Below are 14,786 nucleotides of genomic sequence, written 5' to 3' on the forward strand. Positions count from 1 at the left end.
CTTGAGAATTATCGGTCTGACCGGCGGCATCGGCATGGGCAAATCGACCGCCGCGGCGGCGTTCCGCCGAGCCCGCATCCCGGTGTTCGATGCCGACCTGGCGGTGCATCGGCTGCAGGCCAAGGGCGGCCGAGCGGTCAAGCTGATCGAGGCGGCATTTCCCGGCACCACAAGCCGTGGCGCCACCGACCGCCACGCCTTGCGAGCCGCCGTGCTCGGCAACCCAGAAGCGCTGGCCCGGCTCGAGCACATCCTGCATCCCATGGTCGAAGCCGATGAACGCGCCTTCGTCGCCCGCGCCCGTCGCGCCGGCCAACGCGCCGTGGTGCTGGACATCCCGCTGCTGTTCGAAGTCAACGGCGACCAGCGGGTCGACACCGTGGTCGTCGTCTCCGCCCCGCGCGCGATCCAGGTCCACCGCGTGGCGCTGCGCCGCGGCATGTCCAAGGCCGACGTCGAGGCGGTCATCGCCCGCCAGATGCCCGATGCCGAAAAACGCCGTCGCGCCGATCTGGTGGTGCGCACGGGTCTGTCGCGCGCCCACACCCTGCAGGCGCTGCGCCGGTTCATCCGGACACTGCGCGCATGACGCGGGCCGTGCTGTTCGACACCGAGACCACCGGGCTAGACCCGCTGAACGGCGACCGTGTGATCGAGGTCGCCGCGCTGGAGTTGATCAACGATCTGCCCACCGGCAAGCATTTCCACGCGCTGATCGATCCCCAACGCGATGTCCCGACCGAGGCATCGCGCGTGCACGGATTCACCAACAGTGATCTGATCGGCAAGCCGCTATTCGCCGACGCCGCCGCCCAGCTTGTGGCGTTCTTCGCCGACAGCAAGCTGATCGCGCATAACGCGGCGTTCGACTTTGCCTTTCTCGACATGGAATTCGCCCGCGCCGGCCTGCCCGTGCTGGCTCGCGACCGCATGATCGACTCGCTGGCCCTGGCGAAACTCCGCTTCCCCGGCATGCCGAACAGCCTGGACGCACTATGCCGCCGATTTTCGATCGACCTGTCGGCGCGCACCACCCACAACGCGCTGCTCGACTGCAAGCTGCTGGCCGAGGTCTATGTCGAGCTGACCGGTGGCCGCCAACGCGGCCTGTCGCTGGCCGCGCACGATGCGCGCGGGCCGGTCACCGTCTACCTTCACACCGGCACGCGCACTCCGCATCCGGTCGTGCCGACCGAACAGGAGATCGCTGCCCACGCGGCGTTCCTGGCGCGGATCAAGGACCCAGTCTGGCTGCTGCCGTGATGGTCTGAAAAACGCCAGTCCCGCAGCCAGGCTGCCCCCAGCCGCGCAAGACTACCGTGCTTAAACAATCATGTCCGTCAGGCCGTCTTCTTCATGATCTCGTCTGCCACATTGCGCGGCACCGGATCGTAGTGATGGAACTGCATGGTGAACGACGCACGCCCCTTGGTCATGCTGCGCAGGTGCGAGATGTAGCCGAACATCTCCTTCAGCGGCACATGCGCCCGCACGATCACCGTCGAGCCCGAACTCTCCTGGTTCTGGATCTGCCCGCGCCGGCGATTGAGATCGCCCACCACGTCGCCGACATGGTCCTGCGGCGTGGTCACCTCCACGTCCATGATCGGCTCCAGGATGATCGGCCCGGCCAGCTTCATGCCGTCGCGGAAGCACGCCTTGGCGGCGATTTCGAACGCCAGGGCTGACGAGTCGACGTCGTGGTACTTGCCGTCGACGAGGGTGTACTTGAAGTCTACTGTCGGGAACCCGGCCAGCACGCCGGTATCGGCCTGCACCTTGATCCCCTTCTCCACCGCCGGGATGTATTCCTTCGGCACCGACCCGCCGACCACCTTGTTCTCGAATACCACGCCGGTGTTGCGCTCCAGCGGCTCGAAGATGATCTTCACTTCGGCGTACTGACCAGACCCGCCGGACTGTTTCTTGTGCGTATAGGTCTCGGTGTGCGCTTTGGAGATCGTCTCGCGATAGGCGACCTGTGGCGCGCCGATGTTGCAGTCCACGCCGTATTCGCGGCGCAGCCGGTCGATGATGATCTCCAGGTGGAGCTCGCCCATGCCGGACAGGATGGTCTGCCCGGTCTCCTGATCGGTGCGCAGCCGCAGCGATGGGTCTTCGCCGGCCAGCTTCTGCAGACCCAGCGTCATCTTCTCGACCGCCTCCTTGGTGCGCGGCTCAACCGAAATATCGATCACCGGAACCGGAAACGCCATCCGCTCCAGCACCACGGGGTCGTCGTTCGACGCCAGGGTGTCGCCGGTGCCGGTGTCCTTCAGGCCGACGAAGGCGGCGATGTCGCCGGCCTCGACTTCCTTGATCTCGGCCCGCTTGTCGGCGTGCATCTGGAACATCCGGCCGATCCGCTCGCGGTGGCCCTTGGTGGTGTTCTGCACCATGTCACCGGATTTCAACTTGCCGGCGTAGACCCGCACGAAGGTCAGGGTGCCGTATTTGTCGTTGATGATCTTGAACGCCAGGCCAGCGAACGGCGCCTTCGGATCGGCCGGGATGCGGCGGCGGTCAGCGAGGTTGCCCTCTTCCTCGCCTTCCTCGATCGCGACGGCGATGCCGGGCACGTCGATCGGCGACGGCAGATAATCGATCACCGCGTCGAGCAGCGGCTGCACGCCCTTGTTCTTGAACGCCGTGCCGCACAGCACCGGACGGAACGCGCCATCGATGGTGCCGCGCTTGATACAGCGCTTCAGCGTTTCGATCGAGACGTCGCCTTTGTCGAAATACTCCTCCATCGCCTGCTCATCGACCGACAGCGCGGTATCCAGCAGCGTCTGCCGGTGTGTCGCCACCAGCTCCGCCATGTCGGCGGGGATGTCCTCGTAATGGTATTTTGCGCCCAGCTCGCCGCCTTCCCAGATGATCGCCTTCATCTCCACCAGGTCGACGACGCCCAGGAACCCGTCTTCGACGCCGATCGGCAACTGCAACGGCAATGCGACGATGTCGAGCTTTTCCAGCAGTGTGTCGAAGGCGCGGTAGAAGTCGGCGCCGGTGCGGTCGAGCTTGTTGATGAAGATGATGCGCGGCACGTTGTAGCGGTCGGCCAGGCGCCAGTTGGTCTCCGACTGCGGTTGCACCCCGGCGACGCCCTCGATGATGAAGATCGCGCCGTCCAGCACGCGGAGGCTGCGGTTGACCTCGATGTTGAAGTCGATATGGCCCGGCGTGTCGATGATGTTGATGCGGGTGTCCTTCCACTCGCAGGTCACCGCCGCCGAGGTGATGGTGATGCCGCGCTCGCGCTCCTGCTCCATGTAGTCGGTGGTGGTGTTGCCGTCGTGTACTTCGCCGATCTTGTGCGACACACCGGTGTAATACAGAATCCGTTCAGTCGTCGTGGTCTTGCCCGCGTCGATATGCGCGGTGATCCCGATGTTGCGTATTCTATCGAGCGGCGTAACAGACACGGCGAACCTCCATCAAACGAGCACCCGACGGCCATACCAGAACGGGCATATCAGAAAGGGCGCGCGACCCATCGCTGGATCTGGGGAAAGCCCCGCGCGCCCGCCTTTCGTGCCGGCCGAACGCTCGACCGGTTATGTGGGGCGGGAAATGCGATAGCTTGCGCGGTTTTGCAAGTGCGAATTGCCTCGCACGCCATTAGACGCGCCACTGCCCAAGGTACCTTCCATTAGCGGCAGGCACCCGCATTGCGGTGAACGCCCAGGTTGCGCGAACACGAAGCAACAACCTTTCAAACGGTTTATCACACTGTGACACATCATAGCCAGCTAGAGTTTCCACCATGGACACACGCACCGCTCAAGCCCTGGTACGGTTCGGTCTTGGCCGCCGACCCAGCGAACCGCTGCCCCCCGACCCGGCGTCTTGGCTGCTGGACCAGTTGCGCCAGCCAGACCCGACCCAGCTCGACGATCCGCCGACGACGGCCAAGGGCCTTGCCACGCTGCGCGAGGATCGGCAAACCAAGCCGCCGCCAGGACAGCGCCGCTCCGCCGCGCTGTTCAAGGCCCAGGCCACCGCCCTGCTGGCCAACGCAGTGACCACCCCGGCCCCGTTCCGTGAGCGGCTGGTCTGGTTCTGGGCCAATCACTTCACCATCTCGCGCCGCCAGGGTGCCTGCGCGTGCGTCGCCGCTGCCTTCATGCAAGAGGCCATTCGTCCACACGTCACCGGCCGCTTCGGCGACATGCTGCTGGCGGTGATGCGCCACCCGGCGATGCTGATGTACCTGGAAAACGCCCGCTCGTTTGGCCCCGACAGCCCAGCTGGCGAGCGAACCCACCGCGGCCTTAACGAGAACCTTGCGCGCGAGTGCATGGAGTTGCACACGCTAAGCCCGGCCGCCGGCTACTCCCAGGCCGATGTGACGTCGTTCGCCAAGATCCTGACCGGCTGGTCGATCGACCTGAAATCCGACCCGCCGGGTTTTCGCTACCGGCCGTTGGCTCATGAACCCGGCCCGCAGACGCTGTTGGGACGCCGGTTTCCGGCCGATCAGCAAGGCGGCGTCGAGGCGCTGGCGTTCCTCGCCGATCACCCGGCCACCCACCGTTTCCTCGCCACCAAGCTGGTGCGTCATTTCGTCGCCGACGATCCCCCAGCGGACGCCGTCCACAACATACAGACCGTGCTGCGTGATACGAACGGCGACCTCGGGGCGGCATCCGCGGCGCTGGTTCAACTGGATGCCGCCTGGGAACCCGGCGTCAAGCTGCGCGCGCCGATCGATTATCTGCTGGCCAGCGTCCGCTCGCTCGACGTTGCGCCCGACCAGTTGCCGATGCTTGGCATTCTGGCCGGCCTCGGTCAGCCGCTATGGGCGGCGCCAGCACCGAACGGCTGGCCCGATCGCGCCGAGGATTGGGCCGCGCCCGAGGCAATGCTGCGCCGGATCGACTGGGCCAGCGGCTTCGCCGGCCGCATCGGCGACCGCAACGTGGTCGACATCGCCGACACCACCATGGGCCCGTTGCTGCGTCCGGAAACCCGCCAGGCGATGGCGCGTGCCGGCTCGCGCCGCGATGCCATGACCCTGTTACTGACCAGCCCTGAATTCCAGAGGCGTTGATCCATGATCCTGTCCCGCCGCACCGCCCTGCTGGGTCTTGCCACCAGCTTCAGCCTCGGCCGCAGCGTCCTGGCGCTGGCCTCGGCGCCGACCGACAAACGCCTGGTCGTCATCATCCTGCGCGGCGCGCTCGATGGCATGTCCGCGGTGGTGCCCTACGGCGACCCCGGCCTGACCGCGCTGCGCGCCGAGATCGTGCCGCCGCCGCCCGGCCAACCGGGGGGCGTGCTCGACCTCGGCGGTTTCTTCGGCCTGCACCCGGCGCTGGCCGGCCTGCACGACATGTATCGCGACAACCAGGCGCTGATCGTCCACGCGGTCGCCGGCTGCTACCGCGTGCGCAGCCATTTCGAGGCGCAGGACTACCTGGAATCCGGCGCCGACCATCGCATGACCAGCGGCTGGCTGAACCGCGCGGTCATGGCGCTGCTGCCGGCGGCAACCCCCCGTCCCGAGGGCAATGCGCTCGCGGTCGGCGTTTCGGTGCCGCTGCTGCTGCGCGGGCCGGCGCAGGTGGCAAACTGGGCGCCGCACGGCTTCGCCACCCCGGCGCCCGACCTCTACGCCAGCATCGCCGCGCTCAACCGGCACGACCCGATCATCGGCCCCGCCATCGCCGAGGGGCTGCGCGCGCGTGGTTTCAGCACCACGGTGATGGCGGCCGATCAGCATCCAGCGGATGCCGGCAACAGCGCCTTCGCCACGCTGGCCCGCTCCGCCGGCGATATGCTTGCCGCGCCCGACGGTCCCCGCATCGCCGCCCTGGAGATCGATGGTTGGGACACCCACACCGCGCAAACCATTCGCCTGAACGCGACGCTGAAACAGCTTGACGCCGGGCTGGTGGCGCTGAAGACCGCGCTCGGACCGGCCTGGGCCCAGACCGCGGTTCTGGTGATGACGGAGTTCGGCCGCACCGCGCGGGTGAACGGGACCAAGGGTACCGACCACGGCACCGCGACCGTGGCATTCCTGATCGGCGGTGCCGTCGCCGGGGGCCGCGTCCAGACGACATGGCCCGGCCTGCGCCCGGATCAGCTATTCGAGAACCGCGACCTGGCTCCCACCGCCGATCTGCGCGCGGTGGCAAAGGGTATGCTGACCGAGCATCTGGGCCTCGGCGCCGCCGCCCTCGGCAAGGTCTTCCCCGCCAGCGAAACGGTGGCCGCGACCCCTGGATTGATCAGTATCTAGTACCTCGACACAGAGGTTTTGACGGGTTGCCGACCTGGATATCGAGGTCCCTCATCCATCTTCGCCGGGGTTTTTGGCTCTCAGAATAACCGAAAGGGGAAAAAGCAGACTCTCGGCAGCGTGCCCGGACGTCTATGCGGGTGGCAAATCGAGGCCGTCCGGCAGTGAGATCCAGATAATAGTTTGCGCCTCTGCGGAATGGCGTGACAGATGACCCTTGCCGTGTGTGTCCTCCACTAACACGAGGCTACCCGCCTGAACGTGGCGCACCTCTCCGTCGCTCGTCTCGTATTCAACCGACCCATCCAGCCTAACCGTAAGATTCGGCTTTGGTACCGTATGCCTCGAGTATGCCCACTGGGATGCGGGTGAGGCGGACGCGAGACGCCGGATAACTGGCCGAAACGTCGAACGGCACGGCATCAGGGTGCACCGACATCGTCGTCGGCGGCAATTCGACTTCGTCGAAATGCGACTCGCCGCCCGGAGTGGCATAGATGCGCAGGCAGATGCGGTGCTTCCTCGCCGCTGACCGCGGCCTCGATCAGCCACGCCCGACCCGATGCCGGTCGCAGCCGGTAGTGCGCGGCAACAGACCAGGCCGTCAACTCCATTTCAGATATTTTGTTACAAATCCGAGCGGTTTGACCCACCCGCCATTGCCCGGCGCGGCCGCTTCGCTATGGCAAAATCAACCTGGCGACCACGCCGGCCCGCGGCGTTCAAGCCGCCGCCCGCGCCACGTCCCCGGCGTCGGCCAGGTTCGGCAAATCCCGGCATTGCCACATCAACGCGTCGGCGCGCTGCTGCCCCATCACCGGAATCGCCATGGCGGCAAATTTCGCCTCCAGTTCGGCATCCGTCATCGGCCGCGTGGCGCTACCGATGCAGTGCTCGATCCGGCTGCTGTGGCGCGAACCGTCGGTCAGGGTGATGCTGACCTCGGCCGAATCGGCCGCCCTGCCCGGATCCAGCGTTGCCTCCACCCGGCGCTGGAACTGCATCAGCGCCGGATCCTTTACCGCGGTCTCGGTATCCATGTCGCGGATTCGCGCCGAACCGCGAAGCAAGGCGACCGCGACCCAGTGATGCAGACTGACATGAGCCTCCATCTCATCCCGCGGAGACCGGTTGTTACACAGCAGCATCGCGCCAGGCGAGGCAGCGATCGACACCGAGGTAATCCGGTCCGGATCCGGTCGATACCGCCGCCGCAGCTCGAGGCAGGCATCGATGATCGGATGAATGACGATGCCGCACGGATACGGCTTATAGGTGTTGCGCAGAATCTCGAACCGCTGGCCCAGGCCGCCGCTCAGCGCGTCCAGGTCGGGCTGCTCTGAGAACACACTCAGGTAGCCGTGCCGCCCCTCCAGCGCGGCGGGCGAACTGGTGAACCCGGATCGCGCCAGCAACGCCGCGCGCAACCCGGACTGCGCCGCGCCAGCCGGCATCAGCGGCGTGCACAGGCTGCCGTGCATGGCGCGGAATCCACCGGCCTGCGAAAGCGCGATGCCGATCGCCGAACGCATGGCCGCCTGATCCAGCCCAAGCAGACGGCCCGCCGCCGCGGCGGCTCCGATCCCGCCGCTGATCCCGGTGCCGGACCACGCCATCGACCCTTTCGCCGGCGGCACGCTCACCGCCTTGCATAGCCGGCATGCCAGTTCCACCCCCAGCGCGACAGCCGCCAGGAAGTCGCGCCCCGATACCGGCTGCATCTCCGCCACCGCTTGCGCCGCGGCGGCGACCGGACCGCTGGGATGCACCACCGCCTGCTCGTGGGTATCGTCGAAACTGTAGACACTCGATGCAAGGCAGTTGATCAGCGCCGCGTGCAGACCGTCGGACTTGCCGCCGCGGCCAACCAGCGTGACGACCGGTTTGCCGGCAAAACCGCCAAGCGAGCGATCGACGATGTTTACCCCATCATGACGCGCGCCGCCCAGCATGCAGCCGAGGATGTTGAAATACGACCGCATTGCCTCCCGCCGCACCGCATCGGGCAGGTCGCCGTACTGGATGGACGCTGCATACGCCGCCAATTGGGTCGTAACGGCATCCTCGATGATCGCCATTTGCATCGCTCCCTTGCCGCGCTACCGATCAGCATCCCGCGCTAAGAAGACCGCGTCGCCCCGCCGTCGATATCGGCTCGGCGGACGCCAGAACGCCAACAGGGAACCATTTCCTCCGGTCTGCCAACCCGGGCAGTGCCATGCGAAGCAACCAGGAACCGTGAAGCCTCGTCGCGGACAAGACCGCGATCGCGCATCACCCGCTCTACATTGCGAGTGAAACGGTCGGTCCCGATCAGCCTCGGATTGACCGCGTTGACCCGAACCCCGTGCTCTGTGCTCTGTGCTGATATCCGTCATCGCCTTGGTGAAATTCATCAATGCAACGCTGACCGACCCGCCGATGGTGAATTCCGCCGACTCGGAGCGCGACCCGACACCGACGATATGAACGACGCCGACGTTGGATTCGCGCACCCGCGGCCATGCCGCTCGCGTCATCCTCACGTGGCCGTGAAACCTGAGCGCGAAGCCGTCCTGCCAGTGTTCTTCTGTCAAGCTGAAGAAATCCGCCCACTTGGTTACCCCGGCATTGTTCACCAACAGATCGAGCCGACCGAAATGCTCGACTGCCTGCGCAATGGCTTGTGCTGGCGCCGCCGGGTCGCGCAGATCGAGGGCAACCCCCATGGACGCCGATGTTTGCTGTCCTTACAAGGGTATCGGCGACCTCCCGCCGCTTTCGCCGAGTCGCGGGCCACCAGGCAAATATGCATGCCTTCTCTTGCAAGTTCGGCCCCAACCGCTGCGCCGATCTCCCGGTTACCGCCGGTTACCGGTGCAACCTTTCCAGTCAGGCCCAATTCCATGATTTCCCCCGGCTTTGGCAATTAAGCATGGCGTCAAACCACGTGCTTCGGCAAATCGGATTGCTCGCGCAGGCCAGTTATAGAAAATTTTAGCTAAAAGGACTATGGCATGGTGAACCGATCTGTCGTATATCAACTTCACTGAGTTGCAGGAAAGAACAGATGGCAGAAGATGTCTTGGGCTTGACCGCCCAAATTGTAAGTGCCCATGTGACGAAAAATCCGGTGTCGGTCGAGGATCTGCCCGGCCTGATTCGCGAGGTTTACAAAACCTTGTCCAACGTCGGTGAAGCCATCGCACCGGTCGAGGCCGCCAAACCCGCCGTCGCAGTCACCAAGTCCGTATTCCCCGATTACATCGTTTGCCTTGAGGATGGCAAGCAGATGACGATGCTGAAACGGCACCTGATGACTGAGCATAACCTGACCGTCGATCAGTATCGTGCCAAGTGGGGCTTGCCCTCAAGCTATCCGATGGTGGCACCGAACTATGCGGAAACCCGTTCGAGTCTGGCGAAGAAGATGGGACTCGGCCGCAGCCGCAGCGTCGCCCCCCCAATAAAAAAATCCGCACGCAAGGCAGCCCGGAAAACCGGCGCTCGGACCTGAAAGTCCTGGTTGAAACGTTCTCGTGACTACTTGCCACTTCGTTGTTGTTCCACCGCCCTGCCCGGCGCAGAAGACGACGCCAGCGATCAACAGCCCGCTCTAAACTTCGGCACCACCTCTATTGCCCATCCAGCCTGTTTGCGCTGAAAAAGGCTGGCTGTCTTAGTGGAGGATGTCATAACGATTGACAAACCGGCCCGGCAGGTCGCTTCATCGGCCTACGGCGACGGCCGATTTCATCGCTGACGGCCCTTGACTTGGCCGGGCATCCAGCCCGATCGTTCTGGCCCAGTTGCGACACAGAAAAACTGCCGCCGCACTGCACCGCCCGATGACCCACCCAATTCGGTGATCGCAGCCCCTGGCGTTCCCCCGCCGGGCTGCTACCCTGGCAAATACCCACAACGCCGCAAACCGACCCTGGGGCAGCGCAACATGAAGCACGGCAAAATCCTGCTGGAAACCACTCGAGACGTCACGGTGATGACGCTGAACGACCCCAGCGTGCTCAACGCCTTCGGACAAAAATTGCGCGAAGACATGACGACCGCCATGGATCGCATCGAGCAGGACCCGCCACGCTGCCTGGTCATCACCGGCGCGGGACGGGCGTTTTGTTCCGGTGCCAATCTAAACGACCCCGACCAGGCGCAGCGCAACCGAGCCGCCGAGGCCAGCGGCGAGCTCACAAGCACACTCGAATCCTGGTACAATCCAATGTTTATGAGGCTGCGCGCGCTGTCCATCCCGGTCGTCACCGCGATCAACGGAATCGCCGCCGGCGCCGGCATGAGCCTCGCGCTGTCCGGAGACATCCGCATCGCCGCGCGCTCCGCCTCCTTTCTGCAGGCCTTCGCCCGCATCGGCCTGGTTCCCGATTGCGGCTCATCGTGGTTGTTGCCGCGCCTGATCGGCATGGCACGCGCGATGGAGCTTTCGCTGCTGGCCGAGCGCCTGTCGGCCGAAACTGCACTCGCCTGGGGCCTGATCAACCGTCTCGAAGAAGACGCCGATTTGATGCCGAAGACGATGCAACTGGCGCACGGCCTCGCCGCCGGTCCGAAATCACTGGGCATGATCCGACAAATGTATTGGGAATCAATGGAAAACACTTACAGCAGCCAACTCGACCTCGAGGCGAGATTGCAAAGTCGAGCGGGCATGACCAGCGACTATAACGAAGGTGTCGCCGCCTTCCGAGAGAAACGCCCGGCGAAGTTCAGGGGACAATAAAACACCAACAATCGCAATCGATGGATCCCCCCGGCGCGCGCGCTCAAACAAAGAAATGGGCCATATTGCAGTAAACGGTCTGATGCCTTGGCGTTGAATTGGTTCACTGCGCGGCAGCTAATTGGAAGACCAGGCTCGCCCCGCCATGGCGAATTTCCGAACCCGAAACGCCACGGACGCGCCTGAAGATAGAAGGAGACAACGCTTGCGTATCGGAATCGTTACAATACCGTCTGCCGCACATGCCGGCCCGCGCGTGGCCGACCAGGTCTGCGCCGTCGCCCGCCAGGTCGAGGCACTCGGCTTTCACGGCCTATGGGCGACCGACGCATTCGCCCGCGGCAAGCCGACACTTGACCCGCTCATTCTGCTCGGTGCTTTGGCGACACAGACATCGCGGATCGAACTCGGCACATGCGTGGTTCAGGTGCCGCTACGCCATCCGGTCGAACACGCCCACCGCGTGCAGACCTTGAATGCATTGTCAAATGGCCGGCTCCGCTTCGGCATCGGCAGCGGATCCACCCGTCACGACTTCGACGCGGTGCAGGCCGACTATGACGCCCGGTTCAAGACCTTGACCGCCTATCTCGACGTCATGCGCCGGGTCTGGGCCGGCGAGCCGGTATATGGTCCAGCTTTGTCAGCCTGGCCCGGAACTGAGGACGGCCCCCCGGTCCTGTTGGGCGCATGGCGCAGCGAGCGATGGATCAACCTGTCGGCCAAGGTGCTGCAAGGCTGGATCGCTTCGGGTATTCACACCGCACCCGAGGACCTGGCGATCGGTTTGAAGATGTTCCGCGACGCCGGCGGCAAACGGGCGGTGCTGGCCAACGTGTTTACCGATTTCCGCGACACGCCGCCCAACCTGCCGATCAGCCACGAGCCGAAGATCTCATTGTTCTGCCCCCCGCGTGAGGCCAAGGATCGGCTGAACCGGCTGCAAGATCTGGGCATCGACGACGTGCTGCTGGTGATCCCCCCGGACGATCCTCGGCAATTGGAAACCATCGCCGGGCTGCGCGCCTGAAATCTGCAGCGCGATCGCGGCTTGGGCGGAACGTTCGTCGTCCGAAGGACGCGCTGTTCGCGCGAGGCTCGTGAATCGCTCGACAAAGCAAAAAGCTAGGCCGCGCTGATCCGCTGCGTTCCGCCCATGTAGGAACGCAAAACCTCCGGCACGCCGATCGACCCGTCGGCCTGCTGGTAATTCTCCATCACCGCGATCAGCGCGCGGCCGACAGCGACACCGGACCCGTTCAGCGTGTGCAAATAGGCGACCGACTTGCCGTCCACGCCGCCACGGAAGCGCGCATTCATCCGACGCGCCTGGAAATCCCGGCAGTTGGAGCAAGAGCTGATCTCGCGCCAAGCCTGCTGACCCGGTAGCCAGACCTCAAGGTCGTAGGTCTTTACGGCGCCGAAACCGGTATCGCCCGAGGACAGCACGACGCGGCGGAACGGCAACCCAAGCCGCGACAATACGGCCTCGGCGCAAGTTGTCATCCGCTCGTGCTCACTGGCACTTTGGTCCGGATGGCACATCGACACGAGCTCGACCTTGCGGAATTGGTGCTGACGCAACATCCCGCGCGTGTCGCGACCGGCGGCCCCGGCCTCGCTCCGGAAACAGTCGGTAAGAGCGGTGATACGGACTGGCAGATCGCCTCCGGGCAGAATCTCGCCCATGACCGTCGCCGTCAGTGGAACCTCTGCGGTCGGGATCAGCCAGCGGCCATCCGTCGTACGGAACATCGTGTCAGCGAATTTCGGCAATTTGTCGGTGCCATAGGCAGCGGCATCGTTCACCAGCGACGGCACGACCATCTCGACATAGCCGTGCTCCGAGATGTGAAGGTCCAGCATGAACTGGCCAAGCGCCCGCTCCATCCGCGCCAGCCCGCCGCGAAGCATCACGAAGCGCGCCCCGGCCAGCTTGGCGGCGGTGGCGAAATCCATCATCCCGAGCGCCTCGCCAAGCTCGAAATGCTGCTTCGGGGCAAACCTGAAATCGCGCTTCTCGCCAACCTCGTTCAGCACCACGTTGGCGCTCTCGTCGGATCCATCCGGCACCGACGCATCCAGCACAGCCGGCAGCCCCTCCAGCACCCGCCTGATGCCGCCATCGAGCTCGGGCACCCGCGTCTCCAGCCCGTCCATGTCGCGGCGCAGAGCGGTCGCCTCGGCTTCCAGCTCGGCGGTGTCGGCGCCGCTACGTTTGCCCTGCCCGATCTCCCTGGCCAGCGCATTGCGCCGCGCCTGCTTGTCCTGCAGCGCGGTCTGCGCGGCCCGTCGATCGGCGTCCACCGCCAGCACCGAGGCCGCCGCCGGCGCCAGTCCGCGACGGGCCAGCGCAGCGTCGAAGCCGTCCGGATCGGCTCGGATGGCACGGATGTCGTGCATCGGTTCAGACCTCGACCGGCTTGGGTTCAACCCACTTCGCACTCAGAATGGAGATTTCGTACAATGCGATCAACGGCAAAGCCAGGCCGGTCTGGGTGATCACGTCCGGCGGCGCCAGGATCGCCGCGATAATGAACATGCCGACGTAAGCATAGCGGCGGAACTTCCTCAGTTGCGCCGAACTGGTGATGCCGACCTTCGCCAGCAGCGTCAGCGCCACCGGAAGCTGAAAGGTGATGCCGAAGGCGAAAATCAGCTTCATCACCAGATCGAGGTATTCACTCACCTTCGGCAGCAATTCGATCGGCACCCCGCCGCCGCCGGTCGAGGTTTGGAAGCTGGCAAAAAACCGCCACGCAAACGGGAACACGAAGTAATACGCCAGCGCCGCGCCCAGCACGAACAGCACCGGCGTGGCCGCCAGGAACGGCAACAGTGCACGCTTCTCGCTGCGGTACAGCCCAGGCGCCACGAACAGCCATAATTGCACCGCGATCATTGGAAAGGCAACGAACGCACCGCCAAAGAAAGCGACCTTTATCTTGGTGAAAAAAGCCTCGTACAACTGCGTGTAGATCAGGTGCGGATCGGGATTGCCCTGCTCGCGCAGCACGTTGGCCAGCGGTTCGGCCAGGAAGTAGTAGATCGCGCTGGAAAAATAGTATGCGATGAAAAAACACACCAGGAACGTGGCCGCCGACCACATCAGCCGCCGGCGCAACTCGATCAGGTGCTCGAGCAGCGGCATCGGCTTGTCGTTGATCGGGTCGTCTTCGATGGTTGCCACGTTCGGCTTTCTCGATGCTCCGCCGGCTGCCCGCGCCTAGGTCTGGCGCTGCCGCACGGCTTCGGGGGGAATGAACGCCGGCGCCTCGGCCGGCATCGCGGCGGCCCGGGTTGCCGGCGGCGGCACCAGCCCGGGCGGGATAAACGCCGGCGCCAGCGGTTTCTCCGCCTCGGCCGCGACCTCCGGCTCAGACTCCGGCTCGGGCACCGGTTCGGCACCGCCGCGGTCGGCGACAGCGACTTCGTCCAGGGTGGGAACCTCGCCGGCCGTCGGGTAGGTCGGCTTGAACGGGTCGTCCGCGAAGGTGTTGCGGATCGACCGGTCCGGATCGACGTGCTTTTCCAGCAGGCTGGGTAGGTCCAGGTTGCGGATGTCGGTGAACGCCTTCTTCACATCGCCAAGATCCGCCTCACGCACCATCTCATCGACATGGGTCTGAAACTCGGCCGCCATGCGGCGCGCCTTCTTGATCATGCTCGACACCGTGCGGATCGCCGCGGGCATGTCCTTTGGCCCAATCGCGATCAGTGCGACGGCTCCTATCAGGGCAATTTCCGACCAGGCGAAATCGAACATGGGTGCGCGCGTGTCTCCGGGGCGCGCTAGCTAGCATTAAG

The 14,786-nt window shown here is 64.8% G+C and carries 13 protein-coding genes; 7 read left to right on the forward strand and 6 right to left on the reverse strand.

Going from position 1 to position 14,786, the window contains the following annotated elements; all coding sequences use genetic code 11:
- Window position 1: 1 nt before the first annotated feature.
- A complete protein-coding gene (gene coaE / locus ACQY4Y_RS22905; protein WP_428492881.1) occupies window positions 2-589 on the forward strand; it encodes a dephospho-CoA kinase in 588 nt (195 codons plus the stop codon).
- Window positions 586-1,263: a DNA polymerase III subunit epsilon gene (dnaQ, locus tag ACQY4Y_RS22910; RefSeq protein WP_428492882.1), complete on the forward strand. Its 678-nt coding sequence runs from the start codon at window positions 586-588 to the stop codon at window positions 1,261-1,263. The genes coaE and dnaQ overlap by 4 nt, the downstream gene beginning before the upstream one ends.
- A 77-nt stretch (window positions 1,264-1,340) precedes the next feature.
- Here dnaQ and fusA read toward each other — a convergent pair whose 3' ends face one another.
- Window positions 1,341-3,428 carry an elongation factor G gene (gene fusA / locus ACQY4Y_RS22915; protein WP_428492883.1) on the reverse strand — a complete coding sequence of 696 codons (2,088 nt, stop codon included), beginning with the start codon at window positions 3,426-3,428 and terminating at the stop codon, window positions 1,341-1,343.
- A 341-nt stretch (window positions 3,429-3,769) separates the two neighbouring features.
- Here fusA and ACQY4Y_RS22920 point away from each other — a divergent pair, with 341 nt between their 5' ends.
- Window positions 3,770-5,056, forward strand: coding sequence for a DUF1800 domain-containing protein (locus ACQY4Y_RS22920; protein WP_428492884.1), 1,287 nt, complete (start codon window positions 3,770-3,772; stop codon window positions 5,054-5,056).
- 3 nt (window positions 5,057-5,059) lie between these two features.
- Window positions 5,060-6,250, forward strand: coding sequence for a DUF1501 domain-containing protein (locus ACQY4Y_RS22925; RefSeq protein ID WP_428492885.1), 1,191 nt, complete (start codon window positions 5,060-5,062; stop codon window positions 6,248-6,250).
- 722 nt (window positions 6,251-6,972) lie between these two features.
- On the opposite strand, the gene ACQY4Y_RS22930 is transcribed toward ACQY4Y_RS22925, so the two are convergent.
- A complete protein-coding gene (locus ACQY4Y_RS22930) occupies window positions 6,973-8,328 on the reverse strand; it encodes an MmgE/PrpD family protein (protein WP_428492886.1) in 1,356 nt (451 codons plus the stop codon).
- Between the two features lie 21 nt (window positions 8,329-8,349).
- Window positions 8,350-8,958 carry an SDR family NAD(P)-dependent oxidoreductase gene (locus ACQY4Y_RS22935; RefSeq protein WP_428492887.1) on the reverse strand — a complete coding sequence of 203 codons (609 nt, stop codon included), beginning with the start codon at window positions 8,956-8,958 and terminating at the stop codon, window positions 8,350-8,352.
- 341 nt (window positions 8,959-9,299) lie between these two features.
- Here ACQY4Y_RS22935 and ACQY4Y_RS22940 point away from each other — a divergent pair, with 341 nt between their 5' ends.
- The 3 genes from ACQY4Y_RS22940 (at window position 9,300) to ACQY4Y_RS22950 (ending at window position 12,009) form a co-directional block, all read left to right on the forward strand.
- Window positions 9,300-9,746, forward strand: a complete 447-nt coding sequence (locus ACQY4Y_RS22940; RefSeq protein ID WP_428492888.1) for a MucR family transcriptional regulator — start codon at window positions 9,300-9,302, stop codon at window positions 9,744-9,746.
- 435 nt (window positions 9,747-10,181) lie between these two features.
- Window positions 10,182-10,979 (forward strand): enoyl-CoA hydratase/isomerase, encoded by a 798-nt coding sequence (locus ACQY4Y_RS22945; RefSeq protein WP_428492889.1) that lies wholly within the window; start codon window positions 10,182-10,184, stop codon window positions 10,977-10,979.
- A gap of 205 nt (window positions 10,980-11,184) precedes the next feature.
- Window positions 11,185-12,009 carry an LLM class flavin-dependent oxidoreductase gene (locus ACQY4Y_RS22950; RefSeq protein WP_428492890.1) on the forward strand — a complete coding sequence of 275 codons (825 nt, stop codon included), beginning with the start codon at window positions 11,185-11,187 and terminating at the stop codon, window positions 12,007-12,009.
- A gap of 95 nt (window positions 12,010-12,104) precedes the next feature.
- Here the strand turns inward: ACQY4Y_RS22950 and serS are convergent, their stop codons facing one another.
- The 3 genes from serS to tatB form a co-directional block, all read right to left on the reverse strand.
- Window positions 12,105-13,382 carry a serine--tRNA ligase gene (gene serS / locus ACQY4Y_RS22955; protein WP_428492891.1) on the reverse strand — a complete coding sequence of 426 codons (1,278 nt, stop codon included), beginning with the start codon at window positions 13,380-13,382 and terminating at the stop codon, window positions 12,105-12,107.
- A gap of 4 nt (window positions 13,383-13,386) precedes the next feature.
- Window positions 13,387-14,130, reverse strand: a complete 744-nt coding sequence (tatC, locus tag ACQY4Y_RS22960) for a twin-arginine translocase subunit TatC (protein WP_428493699.1) — start codon at window positions 14,128-14,130, stop codon at window positions 13,387-13,389.
- A 75-nt stretch (window positions 14,131-14,205) separates the two neighbouring features.
- Window positions 14,206-14,745: a Sec-independent protein translocase protein TatB gene (gene tatB / locus ACQY4Y_RS22965; RefSeq protein ID WP_428492892.1), complete on the reverse strand. Its 540-nt coding sequence runs from the start codon at window positions 14,743-14,745 to the stop codon at window positions 14,206-14,208.
- Between the last annotated feature and the right edge of the window lie 41 nt (window positions 14,746-14,786).

It is taken from the genome of Rhodopila sp. (assembly GCF_965277165.1).
Classification (GTDB): domain Bacteria; phylum Pseudomonadota; class Alphaproteobacteria; order Acetobacterales; family Acetobacteraceae; genus Rhodopila.